Source organism: Rhodococcus sp. NPDC019050 (assembly GCF_055664235.1).
The window spans coordinates 79,921-97,093 of record NZ_JBVOON010000018.1 but is presented as its reverse complement, the minus strand read 5'-3'; the positions used below and the strand labels follow the sequence as shown (position 1 = coordinate 97,093).

At 66.4% G+C, this 17,173-nt stretch carries 16 protein-coding genes; 10 read left to right on the top strand and 6 right to left on the bottom strand.

The window, feature by feature from the left end:
- Window positions 1–327 precede the first annotated feature (327 nt).
- Genes ehuB through ehuA form a run of 4 tightly spaced genes read left to right on the top strand, consistent with a single transcriptional unit; the run spans window position 328 to window position 3,433 of the window.
- Window positions 328–1,221 carry an ectoine/hydroxyectoine ABC transporter substrate-binding protein EhuB gene (ehuB, locus tag AC0B44_RS17815; RefSeq protein WP_471904141.1) on the top strand — a complete coding sequence of 298 codons (894 nt, stop codon included), beginning with the start codon at window positions 328–330 and terminating at the stop codon, window positions 1,219–1,221.
- Between the two features lie 16 nt (window positions 1,222–1,237).
- A complete protein-coding gene (gene ehuC, locus AC0B44_RS17810; RefSeq protein ID WP_471904140.1) occupies window positions 1,238–1,975 on the top strand; it encodes an ectoine/hydroxyectoine ABC transporter permease subunit EhuC in 738 nt (245 codons plus the stop codon).
- Window positions 1,972–2,616 carry an ectoine/hydroxyectoine ABC transporter permease subunit EhuD gene (ehuD, locus tag AC0B44_RS17805; protein ID WP_471904139.1) on the top strand — a complete coding sequence of 215 codons (645 nt, stop codon included), beginning with the start codon at window positions 1,972–1,974 and terminating at the stop codon, window positions 2,614–2,616. The genes ehuC and ehuD overlap by 4 nt, the downstream gene beginning before the upstream one ends.
- A gap of 52 nt (window positions 2,617–2,668) precedes the next feature.
- Window positions 2,669–3,433 (top strand): ectoine/hydroxyectoine ABC transporter ATP-binding protein EhuA, encoded by a 765-nt coding sequence (gene ehuA, locus AC0B44_RS17800; protein WP_471904151.1) that lies wholly within the window; start codon window positions 2,669–2,671, stop codon window positions 3,431–3,433.
- A 15-nt stretch (window positions 3,434–3,448) separates the two neighbouring features.
- Here ehuA and AC0B44_RS17795 read toward each other — a convergent pair whose 3' ends face one another.
- Window positions 3,449–4,993 carry an adenylate/guanylate cyclase domain-containing protein gene (locus AC0B44_RS17795; RefSeq protein ID WP_471904138.1) on the bottom strand — a complete coding sequence of 515 codons (1,545 nt, stop codon included), beginning with the start codon at window positions 4,991–4,993 and terminating at the stop codon, window positions 3,449–3,451.
- 42 nt (window positions 4,994–5,035) lie between these two features.
- Here AC0B44_RS17795 and nucS point away from each other — a divergent pair, with 42 nt between their 5' ends.
- From nucS to AC0B44_RS17780, 3 genes are all read left to right on the top strand, one after another.
- The gene (gene nucS / locus AC0B44_RS17790) at window positions 5,036–5,710 is read left to right on the top strand and encodes an endonuclease NucS (RefSeq protein WP_471904137.1); all 675 of its coding nucleotides are present in this window, start codon (window positions 5,036–5,038) and stop codon (window positions 5,708–5,710) included.
- A gap of 2 nt (window positions 5,711–5,712) precedes the next feature.
- Window positions 5,713–6,039, top strand: coding sequence for an ATP/GTP-binding protein (locus tag AC0B44_RS17785; RefSeq protein WP_471904136.1), 327 nt, complete (start codon window positions 5,713–5,715; stop codon window positions 6,037–6,039).
- Between the two features lie 96 nt (window positions 6,040–6,135).
- Window positions 6,136–6,810 carry a DNA alkylation repair protein gene (locus AC0B44_RS17780; protein ID WP_471904135.1) on the top strand — a complete coding sequence of 225 codons (675 nt, stop codon included), beginning with the start codon at window positions 6,136–6,138 and terminating at the stop codon, window positions 6,808–6,810.
- Between the two features lie 7 nt (window positions 6,811–6,817).
- On the opposite strand, the gene AC0B44_RS17775 is transcribed toward AC0B44_RS17780, so the two are convergent.
- Window positions 6,818–8,101: a hypothetical protein gene (locus AC0B44_RS17775; RefSeq protein WP_471904134.1), complete on the bottom strand. Its 1,284-nt coding sequence runs from the start codon at window positions 8,099–8,101 to the stop codon at window positions 6,818–6,820.
- A gap of 88 nt (window positions 8,102–8,189) precedes the next feature.
- Entirely contained in the window at window positions 8,190–8,675 is a 486-nt protein-coding gene (gene mce / locus AC0B44_RS17770) for a methylmalonyl-CoA epimerase (protein WP_471904133.1), read from the bottom strand.
- A gap of 103 nt (window positions 8,676–8,778) precedes the next feature.
- On the opposite strand from mce, the gene AC0B44_RS17765 reads away from it, so the two are divergent.
- From AC0B44_RS17765 to AC0B44_RS17755, 3 genes are all read left to right on the top strand, one after another.
- On the top strand, window positions 8,779–9,969 hold the full coding sequence (locus tag AC0B44_RS17765) for an acetyl-CoA C-acetyltransferase (protein ID WP_471904132.1): 1,191 nt from the start codon (window positions 8,779–8,781) through the stop codon (window positions 9,967–9,969).
- Window positions 9,970–10,073: 104 nt separating this feature from the next.
- Window positions 10,074–10,433: a DUF3817 domain-containing protein gene (locus tag AC0B44_RS17760; RefSeq protein ID WP_471904131.1), complete on the top strand. Its 360-nt coding sequence runs from the start codon at window positions 10,074–10,076 to the stop codon at window positions 10,431–10,433.
- A 93-nt stretch (window positions 10,434–10,526) separates the two neighbouring features.
- Window positions 10,527–11,417, top strand: coding sequence for a tetratricopeptide repeat protein (locus AC0B44_RS17755; RefSeq protein ID WP_471904150.1), 891 nt, complete (start codon window positions 10,527–10,529; stop codon window positions 11,415–11,417).
- A 27-nt stretch (window positions 11,418–11,444) separates the two neighbouring features.
- On the opposite strand, the gene AC0B44_RS17750 is transcribed toward AC0B44_RS17755, so the two are convergent.
- From AC0B44_RS17750 to AC0B44_RS17740, 3 genes are read right to left on the bottom strand one after another with little or no spacing between them, the layout of a single operon-like run.
- Complete coding sequence (locus tag AC0B44_RS17750) at window positions 11,445–12,896, bottom strand: neutral zinc metallopeptidase (protein WP_471904130.1); 1,452 nt, start codon at window positions 12,894–12,896, stop codon at window positions 11,445–11,447.
- A 31-nt stretch (window positions 12,897–12,927) separates the two neighbouring features.
- Window positions 12,928–15,138 (bottom strand): 1,4-alpha-glucan branching protein GlgB, encoded by a 2,211-nt coding sequence (gene glgB / locus AC0B44_RS17745; RefSeq protein ID WP_471904129.1) that lies wholly within the window; start codon window positions 15,136–15,138, stop codon window positions 12,928–12,930.
- The gene (locus tag AC0B44_RS17740) at window positions 15,135–17,153 is read right to left on the bottom strand and encodes a maltotransferase domain-containing protein (protein ID WP_471904128.1); all 2,019 of its coding nucleotides are present in this window, start codon (window positions 17,151–17,153) and stop codon (window positions 15,135–15,137) included. Before AC0B44_RS17740 ends, glgB begins: the two co-directional genes overlap by 4 nt.
- Window positions 17,154–17,173: the final 20 nt, after the last annotated feature.

Genomic DNA, 17,173 nt, shown 5'->3' with positions numbered 1-17,173 from the left:
GGAAGCTAAGCCCCATTGCGCCGATGGTACTGCACTCGTCAGGGTGTGGGAGAGTAGGACACCGCCGAACACCCGTTTGCTGGAGGCCCCCAACTATTGTTGGGGGCCTTCAGTGCGTTCGGGGGGATTGGTGGGCCGCCCTGAATCCTCTCGTCTCACTTCCGTCACGGATCCATCAGGTTACGAGATGGTAACGACGCGCTTCCGCATCGCGCTTCGGTACGTGATGTGGGTAACGTCCGCTGATGCAAGATCCGCTTGGATCGTGCTGCACCGCGGTGCGCATCCTCCCGGGTCGTTTCTTGGACGACGAGAGGGACGAGACTGATGATGAAGCGATTGACCTCCACCGGACTTTCGAAGGCGGCGGCCACTTTTGCCGGCCTGGCACTCGTCGGGGCGTCGATGACGGGGTGCACCAAGGTGGACAACTCGGGGGAGGGGTCGACGCTTCAGCGGATCCAGGACTCCGGAACCGTCACCGTCGGTTTCGCGGGCGAGGCGCCGTACAGCTTCATGCAGGACGGCGAACTCACCGGTGCGACCGTGGCACTGCATCGGAAGATCTTCTCTAACCTCGGCGTCGACGACGTCGAGGGTGTGCCGACGGAATTCGGCGCACTCATCCCGGGGCTCCAGGCGGGACGATTCGACGTCGTCAGCGCCGGCATGTCGATCCTGCCGCAGCGCTGCGAACAAGCGTTGTTCAGCGAGCCCGAATTCAACTACACGACAGCGCTGATGGTTCCCCAGGGCAACCCGGAGCAACTCAGCGACATGCAGTCGATCTCGGACAAGGGCGTCCGCATGGCGGTACTGACCGGTGCGATCGAGTCCGATTACGCCACGGCTCTCGGCATCGACGCGATGCAGGTGTCGTCGCCGCAGGACGGGATGGATGCTGTGGTCAACGGCCGCGCCGACGTCTTCGCGCTGACCGGTATCTCGCTGAACTGGATGAAGCAGAACAACGAGAACGCGCCCGTCGACGTCACCGAGTCGTTCGTCGCGGTGATCAACGGCGTTCCTCAGGTCGGCGCGGGTGGCACCGTGTTCCGCAAGGAAGATGCGGATCTCCGAGACGCCTACAACGCCGAACTCGCGAAGATCACGTCGGACGAGGCCTCGTACCTCGACGCCGTCGGTGAGTTCGGTTTCACCGCTGCCGAGTTGCCGGATCCGAACCTGACCACCGAGATGTTGTGCAAGGGAACAGCCTGAGCTCGGGATCCGGACCATGGCTGCGGAGTCGAACTTCGACCAGTTTCGGGATGCGATACCCCGCATCTTCGACGGGATCGTCGTCACACTCGAATTGACCGTAGGTAGTGCGATTTTCGCGTTTCTGATCGCCCTCGCGCTGGGGCTGGCGGGTGCCGCGAAGAACATTGTTCTCCGCGGCAGTGCCCGCGTCGTCATCGAGTTCTTCCGGGGCACGTCGCTGCTGGTGCAGTTGTTCTGGTTCTTCTACGTCCTCCCGCTCTTCGGGTACCGGCTCGAACCGATCGTGTGCGGCATCCTCGCGCTCTCGCTCAACTACGGGGCGTACGGAGCGGAGGTGGTGCGCGGCGCCATTGCGTCGGTGCCCCGCCCGCAATGGGAGGCCGCGACCGCCCTCAACTTCGGGTACTGGCAACGGTTGCGCCGGGTGATCTTCCCGCAGGCGTGGGCGGAGATGATTCCGTCCCTGACCAATCTGCTCATCCAGTTGCTCAAGGGCACGGCTCTCGCGAGCTACATCCTGCTGCAAGATCTCACGTTCGAGATCGAACAGTTGCGGCAGAGCACCGGCGACACGTTGTTCGCGTTCGGAATCGGGCTCGTTCTCTATTTCGTGATCGGGTACGTCCTGACGTTGTTCATGAACGCCCTCGAGGTGCGCGCGAAGAGCCGCCTGGGCGCCGGTCCGAGCATGCGTGAAATCTTCGGAGTCGCGCCCGCTCTCGACGAACCCGCGGGGGTGGTGAAATCGTGAACGTCCAATGGAGTTGGCAACGCGCCGGGGAGGCGCTGCCCGTTCTGCTCGAAGGGTTCCGGATCACGCTGCTGGCGACGGTGCTGGGCTTCGCCCTGGCCGCCGTACTGGGTCTGGCGGTGGCGATCTTGCGGCGTTCCCTGCCGAAGGTGCTCGCGAAACTGTTGTCCGGTGTAGTCGAGTTCATTCGGTTGACGCCGCTTGTGGTGCAGTTGCTGTTCGTCTACTACCTGCTCCCGCAGTTCTCGGCGTTGCAGATTGGCATCGCGGTGCTCGGTATCCACTACTCGACCTACATGGCAGAGGTGTATCGGGCAGGGATCGAAGCGGTCCCGGTGGGGCAGTGGGAAGCGGCGCGTGCGTTGTCTCTGCCGCCCGTGCGCACCTGGCGTGCGGTGATCCTGCCGCAGGCCGTCCGGCGGGTCGTTCCCGCACTCGGCAACTATGCGGTGTCGATGTTCAAGGACACGCCGTACCTGTTCACCATTTCGGTCGTCGAAATGGTCACTGCTGCTCAGCAATTCGGTGCACGGAACTTTCAGTACCTCGAGCCTCTGACGATGGCGGGGTTGATCTTCCTCATCGCGAGTTACCCCACGTCAGTACTCATCCGCAGATTGGAGCGTCGACTTGCCTACTGACCCCGCCATCGACGAGGGCACCGCCACCACGCGAGGCAAATCCGGTGTGCCGATGATCGAATTCGATTCCGTCGTCAAAAAATTCGGCGACAACGTGGTTCTCGACCACCTCGACTTCACAGTCGCGGCCGGCGACAGGGTGACCCTGATCGGTCCGAGTGGCTCCGGAAAGACCACCATCCTCCGGCTACTCATGACATTGGAGAAGGTGGACGACGGAGTAATCCGCGTCAAAGGTGAACCCCTGAGCCACGAACGGAAAGGGGATCGTCTGGTTCCCGCGTCGGAGCGGCACCTTCGGGCGATGCGCCGCAGTATCGGCATGGTGTTCCAGCAGTTCAACCTCTTTCCGAACATGAACGTGATGGAGAACCTCACCGAAGCTCCCATCCACGTGCTCGGCCGCAAGAAGTCCGAAGCGCAGGAGCGCGCGCGTGAACTGCTCGCGACGGTCGGGTTGTCGGACAAGGAGACCGCACATCCGACGCAGTTGTCCGGTGGGCAGCAGCAGCGTGTGGCGATCGCCCGCGCGCTCGCGATGGATCCCGACATCCTGTTGCTCGACGAGGTGACCTCGGCACTGGACCCGGAACTGGTTGCCGACGTGCTCGACGTATTGCGCACCATCGCCGAGACGACGGACATCACGATGCTGATCGTCACCCACGAAATGAACTTCGCACGCGACGTCTCCAACCGGGTGCTGATGTTCGATCAGGGCCGCATCGTCGAGGAGGGGACGCCCGAGCGCATCTTCACCAATCCCGAACAGGAACGCACCCGTAGATTCCTCGACGCGATCATCGCGGGGGAGTGAGTACGCGCCGGACTTTCAGCAGGACGGAACCGCCAAGTGGGTCGGTTCCGTCCGTCCCCGGAGCACCACTTCCTCTCCCAGCGTCCAACGCGAGCGTTCGGTGGCAGATGCGGCGTCGAGCGCACGGCGTGAGGCGACAACGTGTCCGGGCACCGTTTTGGCGAGTTCGGACAGCCGGGCCGCCTCGTTGACCGGATCGCCGATCACCGTGTACTCGAACCGTTCTTCTGCTCCGATGTTGCCGGCCACGGCGATTCCCGCGGTGATTCCGATGGCGGCCCGGCATTCGGGTACCTCGGCTTCGAGTCGCTGCGCCATCTTCCGTGCGGCCGCCAGAGCTTGGCCCGGAGCATCGTCGACGGTCACGGGCGCGCCGAAGATGGCGAGGGCCGCGTCACCCTCGAACTTGTTCACGAAGCCGCCGGCAGCGTGGATCTCGTGGACGACGACGGCGAAGAACCGGTTCAGGATCTCGACGACCTCGGTGGGAGGCCTGCTTGCTGCGATCCCCGTCGATCCGATGATGTCGATGAACAGCACAGCAACGTCCCGCTCTTCACCACCGAGAGTCTCCGCCCGGTTCAGGGCGGCGGCTGCGACGTCCCTCCCGACGTGCTTGCCGAACACATCCCGCATGCGTTCGCGCTCGCGCAATCCTTCTGCCATCTGGTTGAACCCGGCCTGTAGCTGGCCGAGTTCGGTGCCGTCGTAGACGACCACGGCGGCGTCGAAGCTTCCCTCCTGGATCCTCCGCATACCGAAACGCACCGATTCGATCGGGGCGATGGTCGACCGCACGGCCAGGTACATCAGGAGCGATCCGGTGAACAACGCAACCGTGCCGAGCACGAGGATCGTGATCGCGAGACGGGTGGTGGTGACCGGGCGGAGGAAGGTGAACACCGCGACGAAGATCAGCCCCACGACCGGCACCGCGCTGCCGAGAGCCCACGACAGCATCACCCGTCCGGTGGTGCCCGCGAACTTCCGCCGGGGCGGTGTGCCCGCCTCCAGCGCCCGGGCAGAGATGGGGCGCAACGCGAATTCGGTGAACATGTACGCGAAGCCGCACACCGTCACCCCGGCGAGCGTGATGGTCAGCGCGACCTTCGGGATCGTCTCGGGGTCGATGATGCCGAAGCACGTCGTGAACAGAATCAGCCCGAGGAACCACAACCCGCCCTGTTCGAGCGTGATCCGCCACGGCATCTGTAGAGCCTGGCGCTGCTCGTCCGCGGTGGGACGCCGATTCTCGAGTGCCCACCGCAACCGACGAAGTGCGCCCCGCGTGAACATGACCGACCCGACCACGATCGCGACCCCCACGTACACGGGGGCGAGGATCGCGGTGACGACGAGGAACTCCGAGGTAAGAACGGACGGGCCCGGGATCACGACGTTGATGAGTGCCGCCACGAGGGCGGCACCCACGAGGTGGGTGACGACGAGCGAGAGGGTGAGCAGCGTCTGGATACGGATGCGTTGCCGCCGGACGGGTTCGGCGGGCTCACCGAGGATCGCGGACCCCAGCGGAGCGGTGCGGTTGCTGCGTGCTGACATGGTCGTTCGAGACTAGTCGAGCCGATCCACTAGGGTAGGTCCGTGCGTCTTGTGATTGCCCGTTGCCGTGTGGACTACATCGGACGCCTGACGGCGCACCTGCCCACGGCCCGCCGACTACTCCTCGTCAAGGCCGACGGTTCGGTGAGCATCCATGCCGACGACCGTGCCTACAAGCCCCTCAACTGGATGAGCCCGCCGTGCTGGCTCGTCGAAGAACCTGCCGACGACGCGCAGGCACTCTGGGTGGTGACGAACAAGGCCGGTGAGGAACTGCGGATCACCCTCGAGGAGATCGAGCACGATTCGAGCCACGAACTCGGAGTGGATCCCGGGCTGATCAAGGACGGTGTGGAAGCGCACCTGCAGGAACTCCTCGCCGAACATGTGGAAACACTCGGGCAGGGGTTCACTCTCGTGCGGCGTGAGTACCCGACTGCGATCGGCCCCGTCGACCTGCTGTGCCGCGACGCGGACGGCGCCACGGTGGCGGTGGAGATCAAGCGCCGCGGCGAGATCGACGGCGTCGAACAGCTCACGCGCTACCTCGAACTGCTCAACCGCGACCCCTTGCTCGCTCCGGTCAGCGGCGTCTTCGCTGCGCAGCAGATCAAGCCGCAGGCGAAGACTCTCGCGACGGATCGCGGGATCCGCTGTCTGGTCCTCGACTACGAGGCGCTGCGCGGTACCGAGAGCACCGAGTTCAGATTGTTCTGATCGTGCCTCGCCGGAACCGTCCCCCCAGCTCGGCGCGCCGACGCACACACTCCGAATCGGAGGGTGCTGCGTTCGGTTTCGCGACGAGCCGGACGGAGAACGGGCCGGCAGGCGCGGACGACGAGCAGTACATCGTGCGGACCGTGCCCGGCAGCCGCGCCACCAAACCGTATCGATGCCCGGGCTGCGATCACGAGATCGCTCCGGGTACACCGCACGTGGTGGCATGGGCTGTCGACACACCGGGCGGTGCGGACGACAGGCGGCACTGGCACAACGGGTGCTGGAGGGGACGCGGAACCCGTCGGCCGACCCGCCGGTGGTCGTGACGGCGCCGGGCAGACCCTCGAACTCACCCGCGTTTCCGCCGACCTGCTCGTAGGCTCTCTGCGCAAGCACATCAGCTGCGAGGGACGGGGGTTCCGATGGCCGGGGAGACCGTAGCGGACGTGATGGCGGAACTGGCCGCACTCGACGACCCGAAGGTGCGGGCGGCGAATACGGCGCGCGGCGACGACCACGGGGTGAATCTCGGTCGTCTGCGGGCGCTCGCGAAGCGCCTGAAAACGCAGCACGAACTCGCGCGTGAGCTGTGGGACACGGACGACACGGCCGCGAGGCTGCTGGCACTGCTGATCTGCCGCCCCAAGTCGTTCGAGTGCGCCGAACTCGACGGCATGATCCGTGACGAGAACGCTCCCAAGGTCCACGCCTGGCTCGTGAACTACGTGGTGAAGAAGAGCCCGCACGCCGAGGAGTTGCGCGTGCGCTGGTTCACGGACCCGGATCCGGTCGTCGCGAGCGCCGGTTGGGATCTGACCAGCGAACTGGTGGTGAAAAACCCCGCCGTCCTGGATCTCGAGGGCCTGCTCGACACCGTCGAGGCCGAGATGAAGGATGCACCGGACCGACTGCAATGGTCGATGAATCAGTGTCTCGCCCGGATCGGCATCGAACACGACCGGCACCGGCGACGTGCCCTCGAGATCGGGGAGCGGCTGAGGGTTCTCGAGGACTACCCGACCTCACCGGGATGCACGTCGCCGTACGCGCCGGTCTGGATCACCGAGATGGTCAACCGCCGGAGCGCAGCGCGATAACTCCGCGCTAGTTCCGGACCTTGCTCGCGACTGCCGGGGAGCGGCCCTGGATATTCGGTCCCGCGGCTGCGGCGTTGCGCGGCTGGGTGCCCGACGTGCCGGCACCTTCGGCAGGTTTGGGGGTGTTCGCCGGCTTGTTCGTGTTCGCGGGCTTGCCGGGTCCTGCCTGCTGGGGCTGTGAGGACTGCTGCGGCTGTGAGGACTGTGCGGGTTTCGCCGGCTGTGCGGACTCGGCCGGTCCTGCCGACTTCGTCGCCTCGACCGACTTCGTCGCCTCGACCGATTTCGGCGCATCCCCGGAGGCCGCGTTGCGTCCCGTCGGCTGGGCAGCAGGGGCCCGTCCGTCGGAGTTCTCCGCCTTCTCGGAAGTGCGTACGGGAGACCCGCTCTCCGTGTCGCGGCCGGACGGGCGGGGTTCGTCGAGCGAAATCTCCCGGTCGAGCAGATCACCCTCGCGGTTGATGGCGGCGAGCATGGTGGGCACGTCGTCGAGTTGCTCGCGCACCGCATCGAGCTGACCCAGGATGCGGCCGCGCAGCATCCGCAACTCCTCGGTGAGGTCGCGGGCGTTGGCGACCTTGCGCTCGGACTGTTCCGTGGCCGTGGAGAGCCGGCGGGCGGCTTCTTCCGTCGCCACCTCGATGCGTCGTTCGGCCTCGGCCTTGCTCGAGCGCTCGAGTTCGTCCAGTGCACCGAGAAGCTTGCTGCGCCGCTCGGCCATCGTGATCTCGAAGTCCTGCTGGACCTGCTCGCGCTTGCTTTCCGCTTCGGCGGCGTGACGGTCGGCTTCGGCGCGGGCGGCGGCCACGATGCGGTCGGCTTCCTTGCGTGCCGCCGCCATCGTCCGCTTGTGCTCTTCTTCGAACGCGATGCGGCGGTCTTCGAGTTCGGCGAGCTTCTGCTCGTAGTCGCCGCGAAGTCTGATGCCCTCCTGCTCGGCCAGCGAAATCATCTCGGCCGAATCGGCCTCGGCGCGCGCACGCAACTCGGACGCCTCGTCCGACGCCAGGCGCAGCATCCGCGAGATGCGATCGCTCATGCCTTCGGCAGTCGTGGGCGGGACCGACAACCGGTCCACATCCCTACGGAGCTCGTCGATCTCGTTGCGAGCATTCTCGAGCTGTCGTGCGAGATCGCGCGCTTGCGCGGACGCGGCGTCGCGGTCGGTCGCGGTCACGCGTAACTCGGCTTCGAACCGGGCGAAGTAGTTGGTTACCTCGTCGCGGTCGAAGCCTTTTCGCACGATCGAGAACGGCAGGTGGCTGGGGGTGCGATCACGATCGAAGACCATGGCGACAATCTACCTGCTGAGGCCGGAGGACACGCTGCGCTCCCGCCTATATGCGGGCGGGAGCGTCGCCGAATTCCTGCGCAGCTACTCAGTGCGCAGCGTGCGCGGCCGGCTCGACCAGTTCGACGAGGACGCCGCCCGCGTCCTTGGGGTGGAGGAAGTTGATGCGGGAGTCGGCAGTGCCGCGACGAGGCGCCTCGTAGAGCAGACGGACTCCGTTGGCGCGCAACGCCGCGCTGACCGCGTCGAGATCGGACACGCGGTATGCGAGTTGCTGCAATCCCGGGCCGCTGCGGTCCAGGAACTTGGCGATGGTGGAGTTCTCGTTCAGCGGAGCGAGCAGCTGGATCTGGGTCGCGCCCTCGGGGCTGCCGGGGACGGAGAGCATCGCTTCCCGGACGCCCTGCTCCTCGTTGACTTCCTCGTGGGTCGACACGAGGCCCAGGTTCTCGGCGTACCACGTGAGTGCGGCGTCGAGGTCGGGGACCGCGATGCCGACGTGATCGATCGCGGTGACGAGGCCGGTCGCGAGAATTGCGGCGCCCGGAGCGGAAGTGGGGGAGGTCTCAGTCATGCTCTAGACGGTAGCGTTAACGTTGCATGCGTTCATATCGGGAGTGGCATCGAATGCCCGGTTGGGCGCCCCAATTTTTCGCCGATCGTCGGAGGTCGTTTCCGTGAGCAGTTCTGTCATCGTCGCCGGAGCCCGTACGCCCATGGGGCGTCTGCAGGGTTCCCTCAAGGATCTTTCCGGATCCGATCTCGGCGGCGTCGCGATCAAAGGCGCTCTCGAGAAGGCGGGCGTCGCTCCCGAGCAGGTCGAGTACGTGATCATGGGTCAGGTGCTCACCGCCGGCGCCGGCCAGATCCCCGCACGCCAGGCCGCCGTCGCCGCCGGTATCCCGATGGATGTTCCCGCGCTGACCATCAACAAGGTGTGCCTGTCGGGCATCAACGCGATCGCCATGGCCGATCAGCTCATCCGCGCGGGCGAGTTCGACGTCGTGGTCGCCGGTGGGCAGGAATCGATGAGCCAGGCACCCCACATGCTCGAGAAGAGCCGCGCCGGATTCAAGTACGGCGACGTGACGCTGCGCGATCACATGGCATACGACGGCCTGCACGACATCTTCACCGACCAGGCGATGGGCAACCTCACCGAATCCGCGAACAGCGGTGAGCGATTCGTCTCGCGGGAGGAACAGGACGCCTTCGCGGCGGCTTCGCATCAGAACGCGGCCCGTGCCTGGAAGGACGGCCTCTTCGACGACGAGGTCGTGCCGGTGGCGATCCCGCAGCGCAAGGGCGACCCGATCATGTTCGCCGCAGACGAGGGAATCCGCGCGGACACCACCACCGAGTCGCTCGGCCGGTTGCGCCCCGCCTTCTCGAAAGACGGCACCGTAACCGCCGGTTCGGCGTCGCAGATCTCCGACGGCGCCGCTGCGGTCGTCGTGATGAGCAAGACCAAGGCCGAGGAACTCGGCCTGACCTGGATCGCGGAGATCGGTGCGCACGGTGTGGTCGCCGGACCGGACTCGACGCTGCAGTCCCAGCCTGCCCGCGCCATCGCCAAGGCCTGCGCGCGCGAGGGGATCGATCCGAAGGATCTCGACCTGATCGAGATCAACGAGGCTTTCGCGGCAGTCGGCATCGTTTCCGCACGCGAACTCGGCATCGACGTCGACAAGGTCAACGTCAACGGCGGTGCGATCGCGCTCGGTCACCCGCTCGGAATGTCCGGAGCACGGATCGCTCTGCATCTCGCGCTGGAACTGAAGCGCCGCGGCGGTGGCGTCGGTGCGGCCGCACTGTGCGGCGGCGGTGGCCAGGGCGACGCCCTCGTCGTGCGTGTCCCGAAGGGCTGACTTCGGTCCAGGATCACGATCACGGCCCCGGTGCACGGCACCGGGGCCGTGATGTCTCTCACCACCACTACAGGCGGTCGTAGTCGTCCGGCACAATGGGCGCCATGACGAACTTCTTCGACCTGTCCACTCCCGCGAAGAGGTTCCGCCTCGTCGCGTTCTGGGAAGCCGTGACCTGGCTCGCCCTGTTGATCGCGATGTTCTTCAAGTGGGTGCTCGGATACGAGGAAGCGATCGCCATCCCGGGCATGGTGCACGGCGTGGCCGGTTTCATCCCGTTCGTTCTCATCGCCCTTCTCACCGCATGGTCGCTCAAGTGGGACCTGAAGACCACGTTCCTGGCACTGGTTTCGAGTGTCCCGCCGTTCGGCACGATCGTCTTCGAGCGCTGGGCCGTGCGCACCGGCCGTCTCGCCGAACTGTCCGCCCCCGAAAGCAACGAGAAAGTCGACGCGGCGGCCTGACCGCCCGGCGCACCACCGCCCGGGCATGACAAACTGGAGAGCGTGACTCGACCCGGTTCCCGTCCAGCACGTTCCGCTGCCGCAGCCGCAGCAATGTCCGGCGCGGTGGATCTCGCGCCGCTCAAGGCGAGGGCCACCGCCCCGCCGCCGCCTCCGCCGAGCGCCGACGCCGCCTCCGGCACGATCCCGTCGATCATCGACGTCACCGAAGCGACCTTCGAAGCGGAGGTCCTCGAACGGTCGATGCAGGTGCCCGTCATCGTCGATCTCTGGGCGACATGGTGTGAACCCTGCAAGCAGCTCAGTCCGACACTCGAAAAGCTTGCCGCCGAAGCCGGTGGCCAGTGGGTGCTCGCGAAGGTCGACGTCGACGCCAACCCGCGCATCGCCCAGGCTTTCGGTGTGCAGTCGGTGCCCACCGTGGTCGCGATCGCGGCAGGGCAGCCGCTCGCCGACTTCCAGGGTGTCCAGCCCGAGGCCGCGCTCCGGCAGTGGCTCGACGCGATTCAGAATGCGGTCGCGGGCAAACTGACCGGACCCCCGAGCCCCGAGGGCGAGCCGGCCGAGCAACCGGTGGATCCTCGTTTCGAGGCGGCCGAGCAGGCTCTCGAGCAGGGTGATTTCGAAGGTGCCGAAGCCGCGTACCGGCTGATCCTCAATTCCGAGCCCAACAACACCGACGCCCAGGCCGCGTTGCGGCAGGTCCGGTTCCTCGGCCGCGCACAGAATCTGCCGGACGACGCGGTCGCACGTGCAGACGAAGCGCCCGCCGACCTCGACGCGCAACTGGCGGCAGCGGACGCCGAACTGTTCGCTCAGAATCCCGAAGCGGCGTTCGCGCGGTTGATCGAGTTCGTCCGTCGCAGCGCGGGCGACGAGCGCACCGCGGCGCGCACCCGGCTGCTCGAGTTGTTCGAGTTGTTCGACCCGGCCGAGGATTTCGTGGTCGCGGCGCGTCGCAAGCTCGCGATGGCGCTGTACTAGAGTCGACCCCTTATCGACGGGCGCTACCTACCGGTAGCGGCCGTTGCAGGCTCCTTCGCCGCCGAGTACTCCCGTACGGAACGCGTCGACACGCGAGAATCCACTGGGGACGGTGTTGCCGTTGACATCGCTGGCGGCCAAGCCGTCGGTGAGCAACCCGGAGATCGCTTCGTCGAGGTCGCCGGGGGAGAGCCACACCATTTCCGCATCGGACCCGAGTTCGGCCGCGAGCGGGCTCATCGGACTCAGCGCTGCACTGATCACACCCGACAGGCATGCCGCGCGCAACGCCGTGCGGGGATCGGTGAGCGGTTGTCCGTTCGCGTGCTGCACGGCCAGCGTGTACCGGGACGCGACCAGCACGTACGCGTTGTAGTCGCCGCGGACACCGGCATCGAACTCGTCGCTCACCGTGGTCCCGGGTGTGCCGCGCTCGGCGAGCGCCTCGATGTCGACTCCCACGGTGTTCGTCGCCGGGCAGTACGAGACCGGTGAGGTGGCCGCAGCGTCCGCACAGTCGAGGTCGGCCCCGGACAGGTCGAGAGCCGGCGGCTTCGCCAACTCGAAGACGCGGTCGAACGAACGGAAGATCAGGTCGACCGACTCGGCGGTGACCGCAAGCTCGCCGTCGTCGCTGCCGTCGAAGTACTGCGGCAGGTCGGCGCGGCGGGTCTCCACCTCCGCGGCGTCGATCTGGGCGCATGACCCGGCACCGTCGGTGAACCCGATCTGGACGGCCGTGACCCGCTCGAACGCGGACCCGTGGATCGAGTCCGGATCGTTGGGATCGGTGTCGCGGAACAGCACCATGGAGGCGAGCACGTTGTTGAGGCCGTCGGAGGTGTCGAGTTCGAAGTGGGCCGCACGACCCTCGGCGACGTGCCGCATGAACGCGCCGGCGAAACAGTCGGCCTGTTGTTCGAACACGATGCCGGGGTCGTCGTCGGCGATCAGCCCCGCCGAGTACTGGATCGCGTGACCGTACTCGTGGGCGAGCACCATCACCGCCGCCATCGGCCCGTAGTCGTGGACCAGCTGGGGCATCAGATACGAACGGTCCCAGCCGATGACGTCACTGAGACTGCAATACGCGGCATTGACGAAGTCGAAGGTCGGCTCGCCGCAGAACCGGGGACCGCGCCGTTCGGACGGATCCCACGACATGATCGTGGACACCGGCTCGAACGAGCCTTTCGCGATCGTTCTGAACTCGTCGCGCCAGTAGTCCTCGATGTCGCCGATCGCGTTGCCCGCGAGCACATCCATGGGACCCCCGGCGGTGTTCTCGACGACGACATCTGCATCGGGAACACCGATCCGGGGTCCGCTGTAGCCGCTCGTGACGGGCAGGCCGGCGACGGTGAAGGGGTTGTCGTAGATCGACACCGCTGTGCCACCGACCTGTTGCGCACACCCCGCCAGCAGAACCACGGCGAGCACAGGCACCGCGACCCGCTCGAACCGTCGCGTCCGTCTCACGTTGTGGTGCTCCTGTCGTCGTGTGCCGGGATCACCGCCGCAACGACAGCCAGATGGCACCGTGCGCGGGTAGCGTCACCCGAGCCGACGCAGGACGCCCGTGCCACGAATGCTCCGTCGCCTCCACCGCACCGAGGTTTCCGGTGCCGTGACCGTGATAGGCGGTCGCATCCGTGTTGAGAATCTCTTCCCATGTGCCGGGTTCGGGTAAACCGACACGATAGTCGGCGTGGGTGCTCCCCGAGAAGTTGTGCAGGCACGCGACGACGGAACCGTCGATGCCGTACCGCAGGAAGCTCAGCACGTTGTTGTGGGCGTCGTTCGCATCGATCCACGAATACCCGTCGGGTGCGCTGTCGAGCGTGTACAGCGCCGGATGGGCCCGGTAGGTGCGGTTGAGGTCACCCACGAGCTTCTGGATCCCACTGTGGAGAGGCTGGTCGAGTTGCCACCAGTCGAGTCCGCGTTCCTCCGACCACTCGGCGACCTGCCCGAACTCCTGCCCCATGAAGAGCAGTTGCTTGCCCGGATGCGCCCACATGTAGGCGAGCAGTGAGCGCAGGCCCGCGGCCCGCGTCTCGTCGTCACCCGGAAGACGGGTCCACAGCGTGCCTTTGCCGTGCACGACCTCGTCGTGGCTGATGGGCAGCACGAAATTCTCGCTCCACGCGTACATCAGGGAGAACGTGATCTCGTGGTGGTGGAACGTGCGATGCACCGGGTCGCGCGACAGGTAGCCGAGCGTGTCGTGCATCCAGCCCATGTTCCATTTCATGGTGAACCCGAGCCCGCCGACGTTGGTCGGTCGCGTGACGCCCGGCCACGAGGTGGACTCCTCGGCGACCGTCACGACGCCCGCGTGGTGCTTGTGGATCGTCGCGTTGAGTTCCTGGAGGAAACCGACGGCCTCGAGGTTCTCGCGACCACCGTAGATGTTGGGGGTCCAGCCCCCGGCCGGACGCGAGTAGTCGAGATAGAGCATCGAGGCGACCGCGTCGACGCGCAGTCCGTCGATGTGGAATTCCTCGATCCAGTACAGCGCGTTCGCGACCAGGAAGTTGCGTACCTCTGCTCGTCCGTAGTCGAAGACGTAGGTGCCCCAGTCCAACTGCTCACCACGTTGCGGATCGGCGTGTTCGTACAGGGCTGTGCCGTCGAAGCGTGCGAGCGCCCACTGGTCCTTGGGGAAGTGCGCGGGAACCCAGTCCATGATCACGCCGATTCCCGCGGCGTGGAGGCGGTCGACGAACTCGCGGAAATCGTCGGGACTGCCGAAACGTGAGGTCGGCGCGTAATAGGAGGTGACCTGATAGCCCCACGACCCACCGAACGGATGCTCCGCGACCGGGAGGAGTTCGACGTGGGTGAAACCGGTCTCGAGGACGTACTCGGCGAGTTCGTCCGCCAGTTCGAGGTAGTTCAGGCCCGGGCGCCAGGACCCCAGGTGCACCTCGTACACCGCCATCGCTTCGCGCAGCGGCTCGGACTCCGCTCGCGCGGATACCCAGTCGTCGTCGTGCCAGACGTGGTGGCTTTCGGTGACACGCGAGGCCGTGGCGGGCGGCACTTCGGCTGCGAAGGCCATGGGGTCGGCCTTGTCGAGCACCGAACCGTCGTGCCCGTGGACCCGGTACTTGTACAACGCGCCCGGTTCGACACCGGGGATGAATACCTCCCACACGCCACTGGCTCCCAGCACCCGCATGGGTGCCGTGCGTCCACCCCAGCCGTCGAAATCACCGATGACGGTGACGCCGCGCGCGTTCGGCGCCCACACGGCGAAGGACGTGCCCGTCACAGGGCCGTCGGGGGTGTCGTAGTGGCGGGGATGCGCGCCGAGGATCTCCCACAACCGCTCGTGCCGTCCCTCGTTGAACAGATGCCTGTCCAGCTCGCCGAGGGTCGGCAGGAACCGGTAGCCGTCGGCGACGACGACGGTGTGGCCGAACGGGTACGTCACGACGAGGCGGTAGTCGGCCAGATCGAACTGGGGGACGAGGGCGCTGAAGACGTCGTTCCCGACCGGCTCGAGGGGATAGTCGACGCCGCCGATGCGGGCAGCGACCTTCTCCGCTCCGGGGCGCAACGTGCGCACGATCGTGCCCTCCGGATGGGGGTGCGCTCCGAGGACGGAGTGGGGGTCGTGGTGCTCACCGGCGGCCAAGCGCGAGAGGTCCTCCGGGCTCGGGCTGTGGCGCCGGCGCGGGGGTTCCTCGGCGGAAGTCGGTGGGGGCACTGTCACGTGAGTCTCCTGTAGGCGAGAGTCGATCGGGCCGGAATCCCGATCGGGGGCAGGGCCAGAATGTGCGCGACGGACTTCCATGGTTCCAGCCGGACATAGTTGGCTTGTCCCCATGTGTACTGTTCCCCGCTCACCTCGTCGTAAACGGACAGGTGGTCCTGCCACTCGCGACCGATGGACGGCATGTCCAGCCAGACGGTGCCTTCCTCCGCCCCGTACGGGTTGAGATTGACGACGATCAGCACCGCGTCGCCGGTGACGGGATCGTGCTTGGAATACGCGATCAACGCGTCGTTGTCGACGTGGTGGAAAGTGATGTTGCGCAGCTGTTGTAGTGCGGGATGTGTGCGCCGGATGCGGTTCAGCGTCGTCAGCCACGGCTCGAGCGACTCGCCTCGTCGGCGTGCCTCGTCGAAGCGGCGCGGACGCAACTGGTATTTCTCCGAGTCGAGGTACTCCTCGCTGCCGGGACGGACGGCGAGGTGCTCGTAGAGTTCGTATCCCGAGTAGACGCCCCAGGTGGGGGACAGGGTCGCGGCGAGTGCAGCCCGCAGGGCGAACATGCCGGGACCACCGTGCTGGAGTGTCTCGTGCAGGATGTCGGGAGTGTTGACGAACAGGTTGGGGCGGGCCTCGTCCGCCTTGGCGGCGATCTCCTGCCCGAACTCGGTGAGCTCCCACTTCGCGACGCGCCAGGTGAAGTACGTGTAGGACTGCGTGAATCCGCGCCTGGCCAGTCCGTACATCCGTGCGGGCCGGGTGAACGCTTCCGCCAGGAACAACACGTCGGGGTCGGTCTTCTTGACCTCGACGATGAGCCACTCCCAGAAGTCCGGCGGCTTGGTGTGCGGGTTGTCGACCCGGAAGATCTTGACCCCCAAAGAGATCCAGTGCCGAACGACGCGCAGGACTTCCGCGTAGATCCCGTCCCGGTCGTTGTCGAAGTTCACCGGATAGATGTCCTGGTACTTCTTGGGCGGGTTCTCGGCGAAGGCGATGGTGCCGTCGGGGAGCACGGTGAACCATTCCGGATGGTCACGGGCCCAGGGATGATCGGGCGCGCACTGCAGTGCGAGATCGAGTGCGACCTCGAGCCCGAGTTCCTCGGCCCGCTCCCGGAACGCCCGGAAGCTGTCCTCGTCGCCGAGTTGCGGGTGGATCGCGTCGTGACCGCCCTCTTCTGCGCCGATGGCCCACGGGGAGCCCACGTCGTCCGGTCCCGCCACGAGGGTGTTGTTGGGTCCCTTGCGGTTGATTCTGCCGATCGGATGGATCGGCGGCAGGTAGACGACGTCGAACTCCATGGCGGCGATGCGCGGAAGGTCGGCGGCCGCGGTTTCGAAGGTGCCGTGCCGGGGGGTGCCGTCCTCGTTCCAGCCGCCGGTCGAGCGGGGGAAGAACTCGTACCACGAGCCGAACAGAGCCCGGGTGCGGTCGACGACCAGGGTGAAAGCCCTTCCGCGTGTGAGCAGTTCACGCAGAGGCTGAGCACGCAGGATCTCGCTGACATCGGCGGAGAACGCCGGTGCGACCCGCTCTGCCAGTGGCCGTTCGGAGCGCAGCGAAGCGGCGGCGGCCAGCAGGGTGGGCCGGTTCCCGCGCAGTACGCCTCGTGCGGCTTTCTCGAAAATCCTTGCGCCGCTCTCGAGGTCGTTGGCGAGATCTTCGGGGCCCTGTCCCGCAGTCATTTTGGCGTCGACCGCGTGACGCCACGTCGCCACCGGATCACTCCATGCCTCGATGCGATACGTCCAGATGCCGGGGCCGGTCGGTGCGAACACGGCGTGGAAGGTGTCCGGTTCTGCGCCGGGCGTCATCGGAATCCGGGTGATCTTGGCCGGTGTCCCGGGTTTGGTGGCAGGCCCGCGGACGGCGAGCGTCGCGGCGATGGCGTCGTGACCTTCACGCCAGACCACCGCAGCGACCGGTACCACCTCGCCGACGACTGCCTTGGTGGGGTACCGACCACCCTCGATCGATGGTTGGACGTCGTCGATGCCGAGGCGACCTGTCACGCTTGCTCCGTTCCGTGCGG

Bases quoted from the DNA above. Each gene is read 5' to 3' on its own strand.
- ehuB (WP_471904141.1), top strand. From the start codon at position 328: ATGATGAAGCGATTGACCTCCACCGGACTTTCGAAGGCGGCGGCCACT.
- ehuC (WP_471904140.1), top strand. From the start codon at position 1,238: ATGGCTGCGGAGTCGAACTTCGACCAGTTTCGGGATGCGATACCCCGC.
- ehuA (WP_471904151.1), top strand. From the start codon at position 2,669: ATGATCGAATTCGATTCCGTCGTCAAAAAATTCGGCGACAACGTGGTT.
- AC0B44_RS17795 (WP_471904138.1), bottom strand. From the start codon at position 4,993: ATGTCAGCACGCAGCAACCGCACCGCTCCGCTGGGGTCCGCGATCCTC.
- AC0B44_RS17780 (WP_471904135.1), top strand. From the start codon at position 6,136: ATGGCCGGGGAGACCGTAGCGGACGTGATGGCGGAACTGGCCGCACTC.
- AC0B44_RS17775 (WP_471904134.1), bottom strand. From the start codon at position 8,101: ATGGTCTTCGATCGTGATCGCACCCCCAGCCACCTGCCGTTCTCGATC.
- mce (WP_471904133.1), bottom strand. From the start codon at position 8,675: ATGACTGAGACCTCCCCCACTTCCGCTCCGGGCGCCGCAATTCTCGCG.
- AC0B44_RS17760 (WP_471904131.1), top strand. From the start codon at position 10,074: ATGACGAACTTCTTCGACCTGTCCACTCCCGCGAAGAGGTTCCGCCTC.
- AC0B44_RS17755 (WP_471904150.1), top strand. From the start codon at position 10,527: ATGTCCGGCGCGGTGGATCTCGCGCCGCTCAAGGCGAGGGCCACCGCC.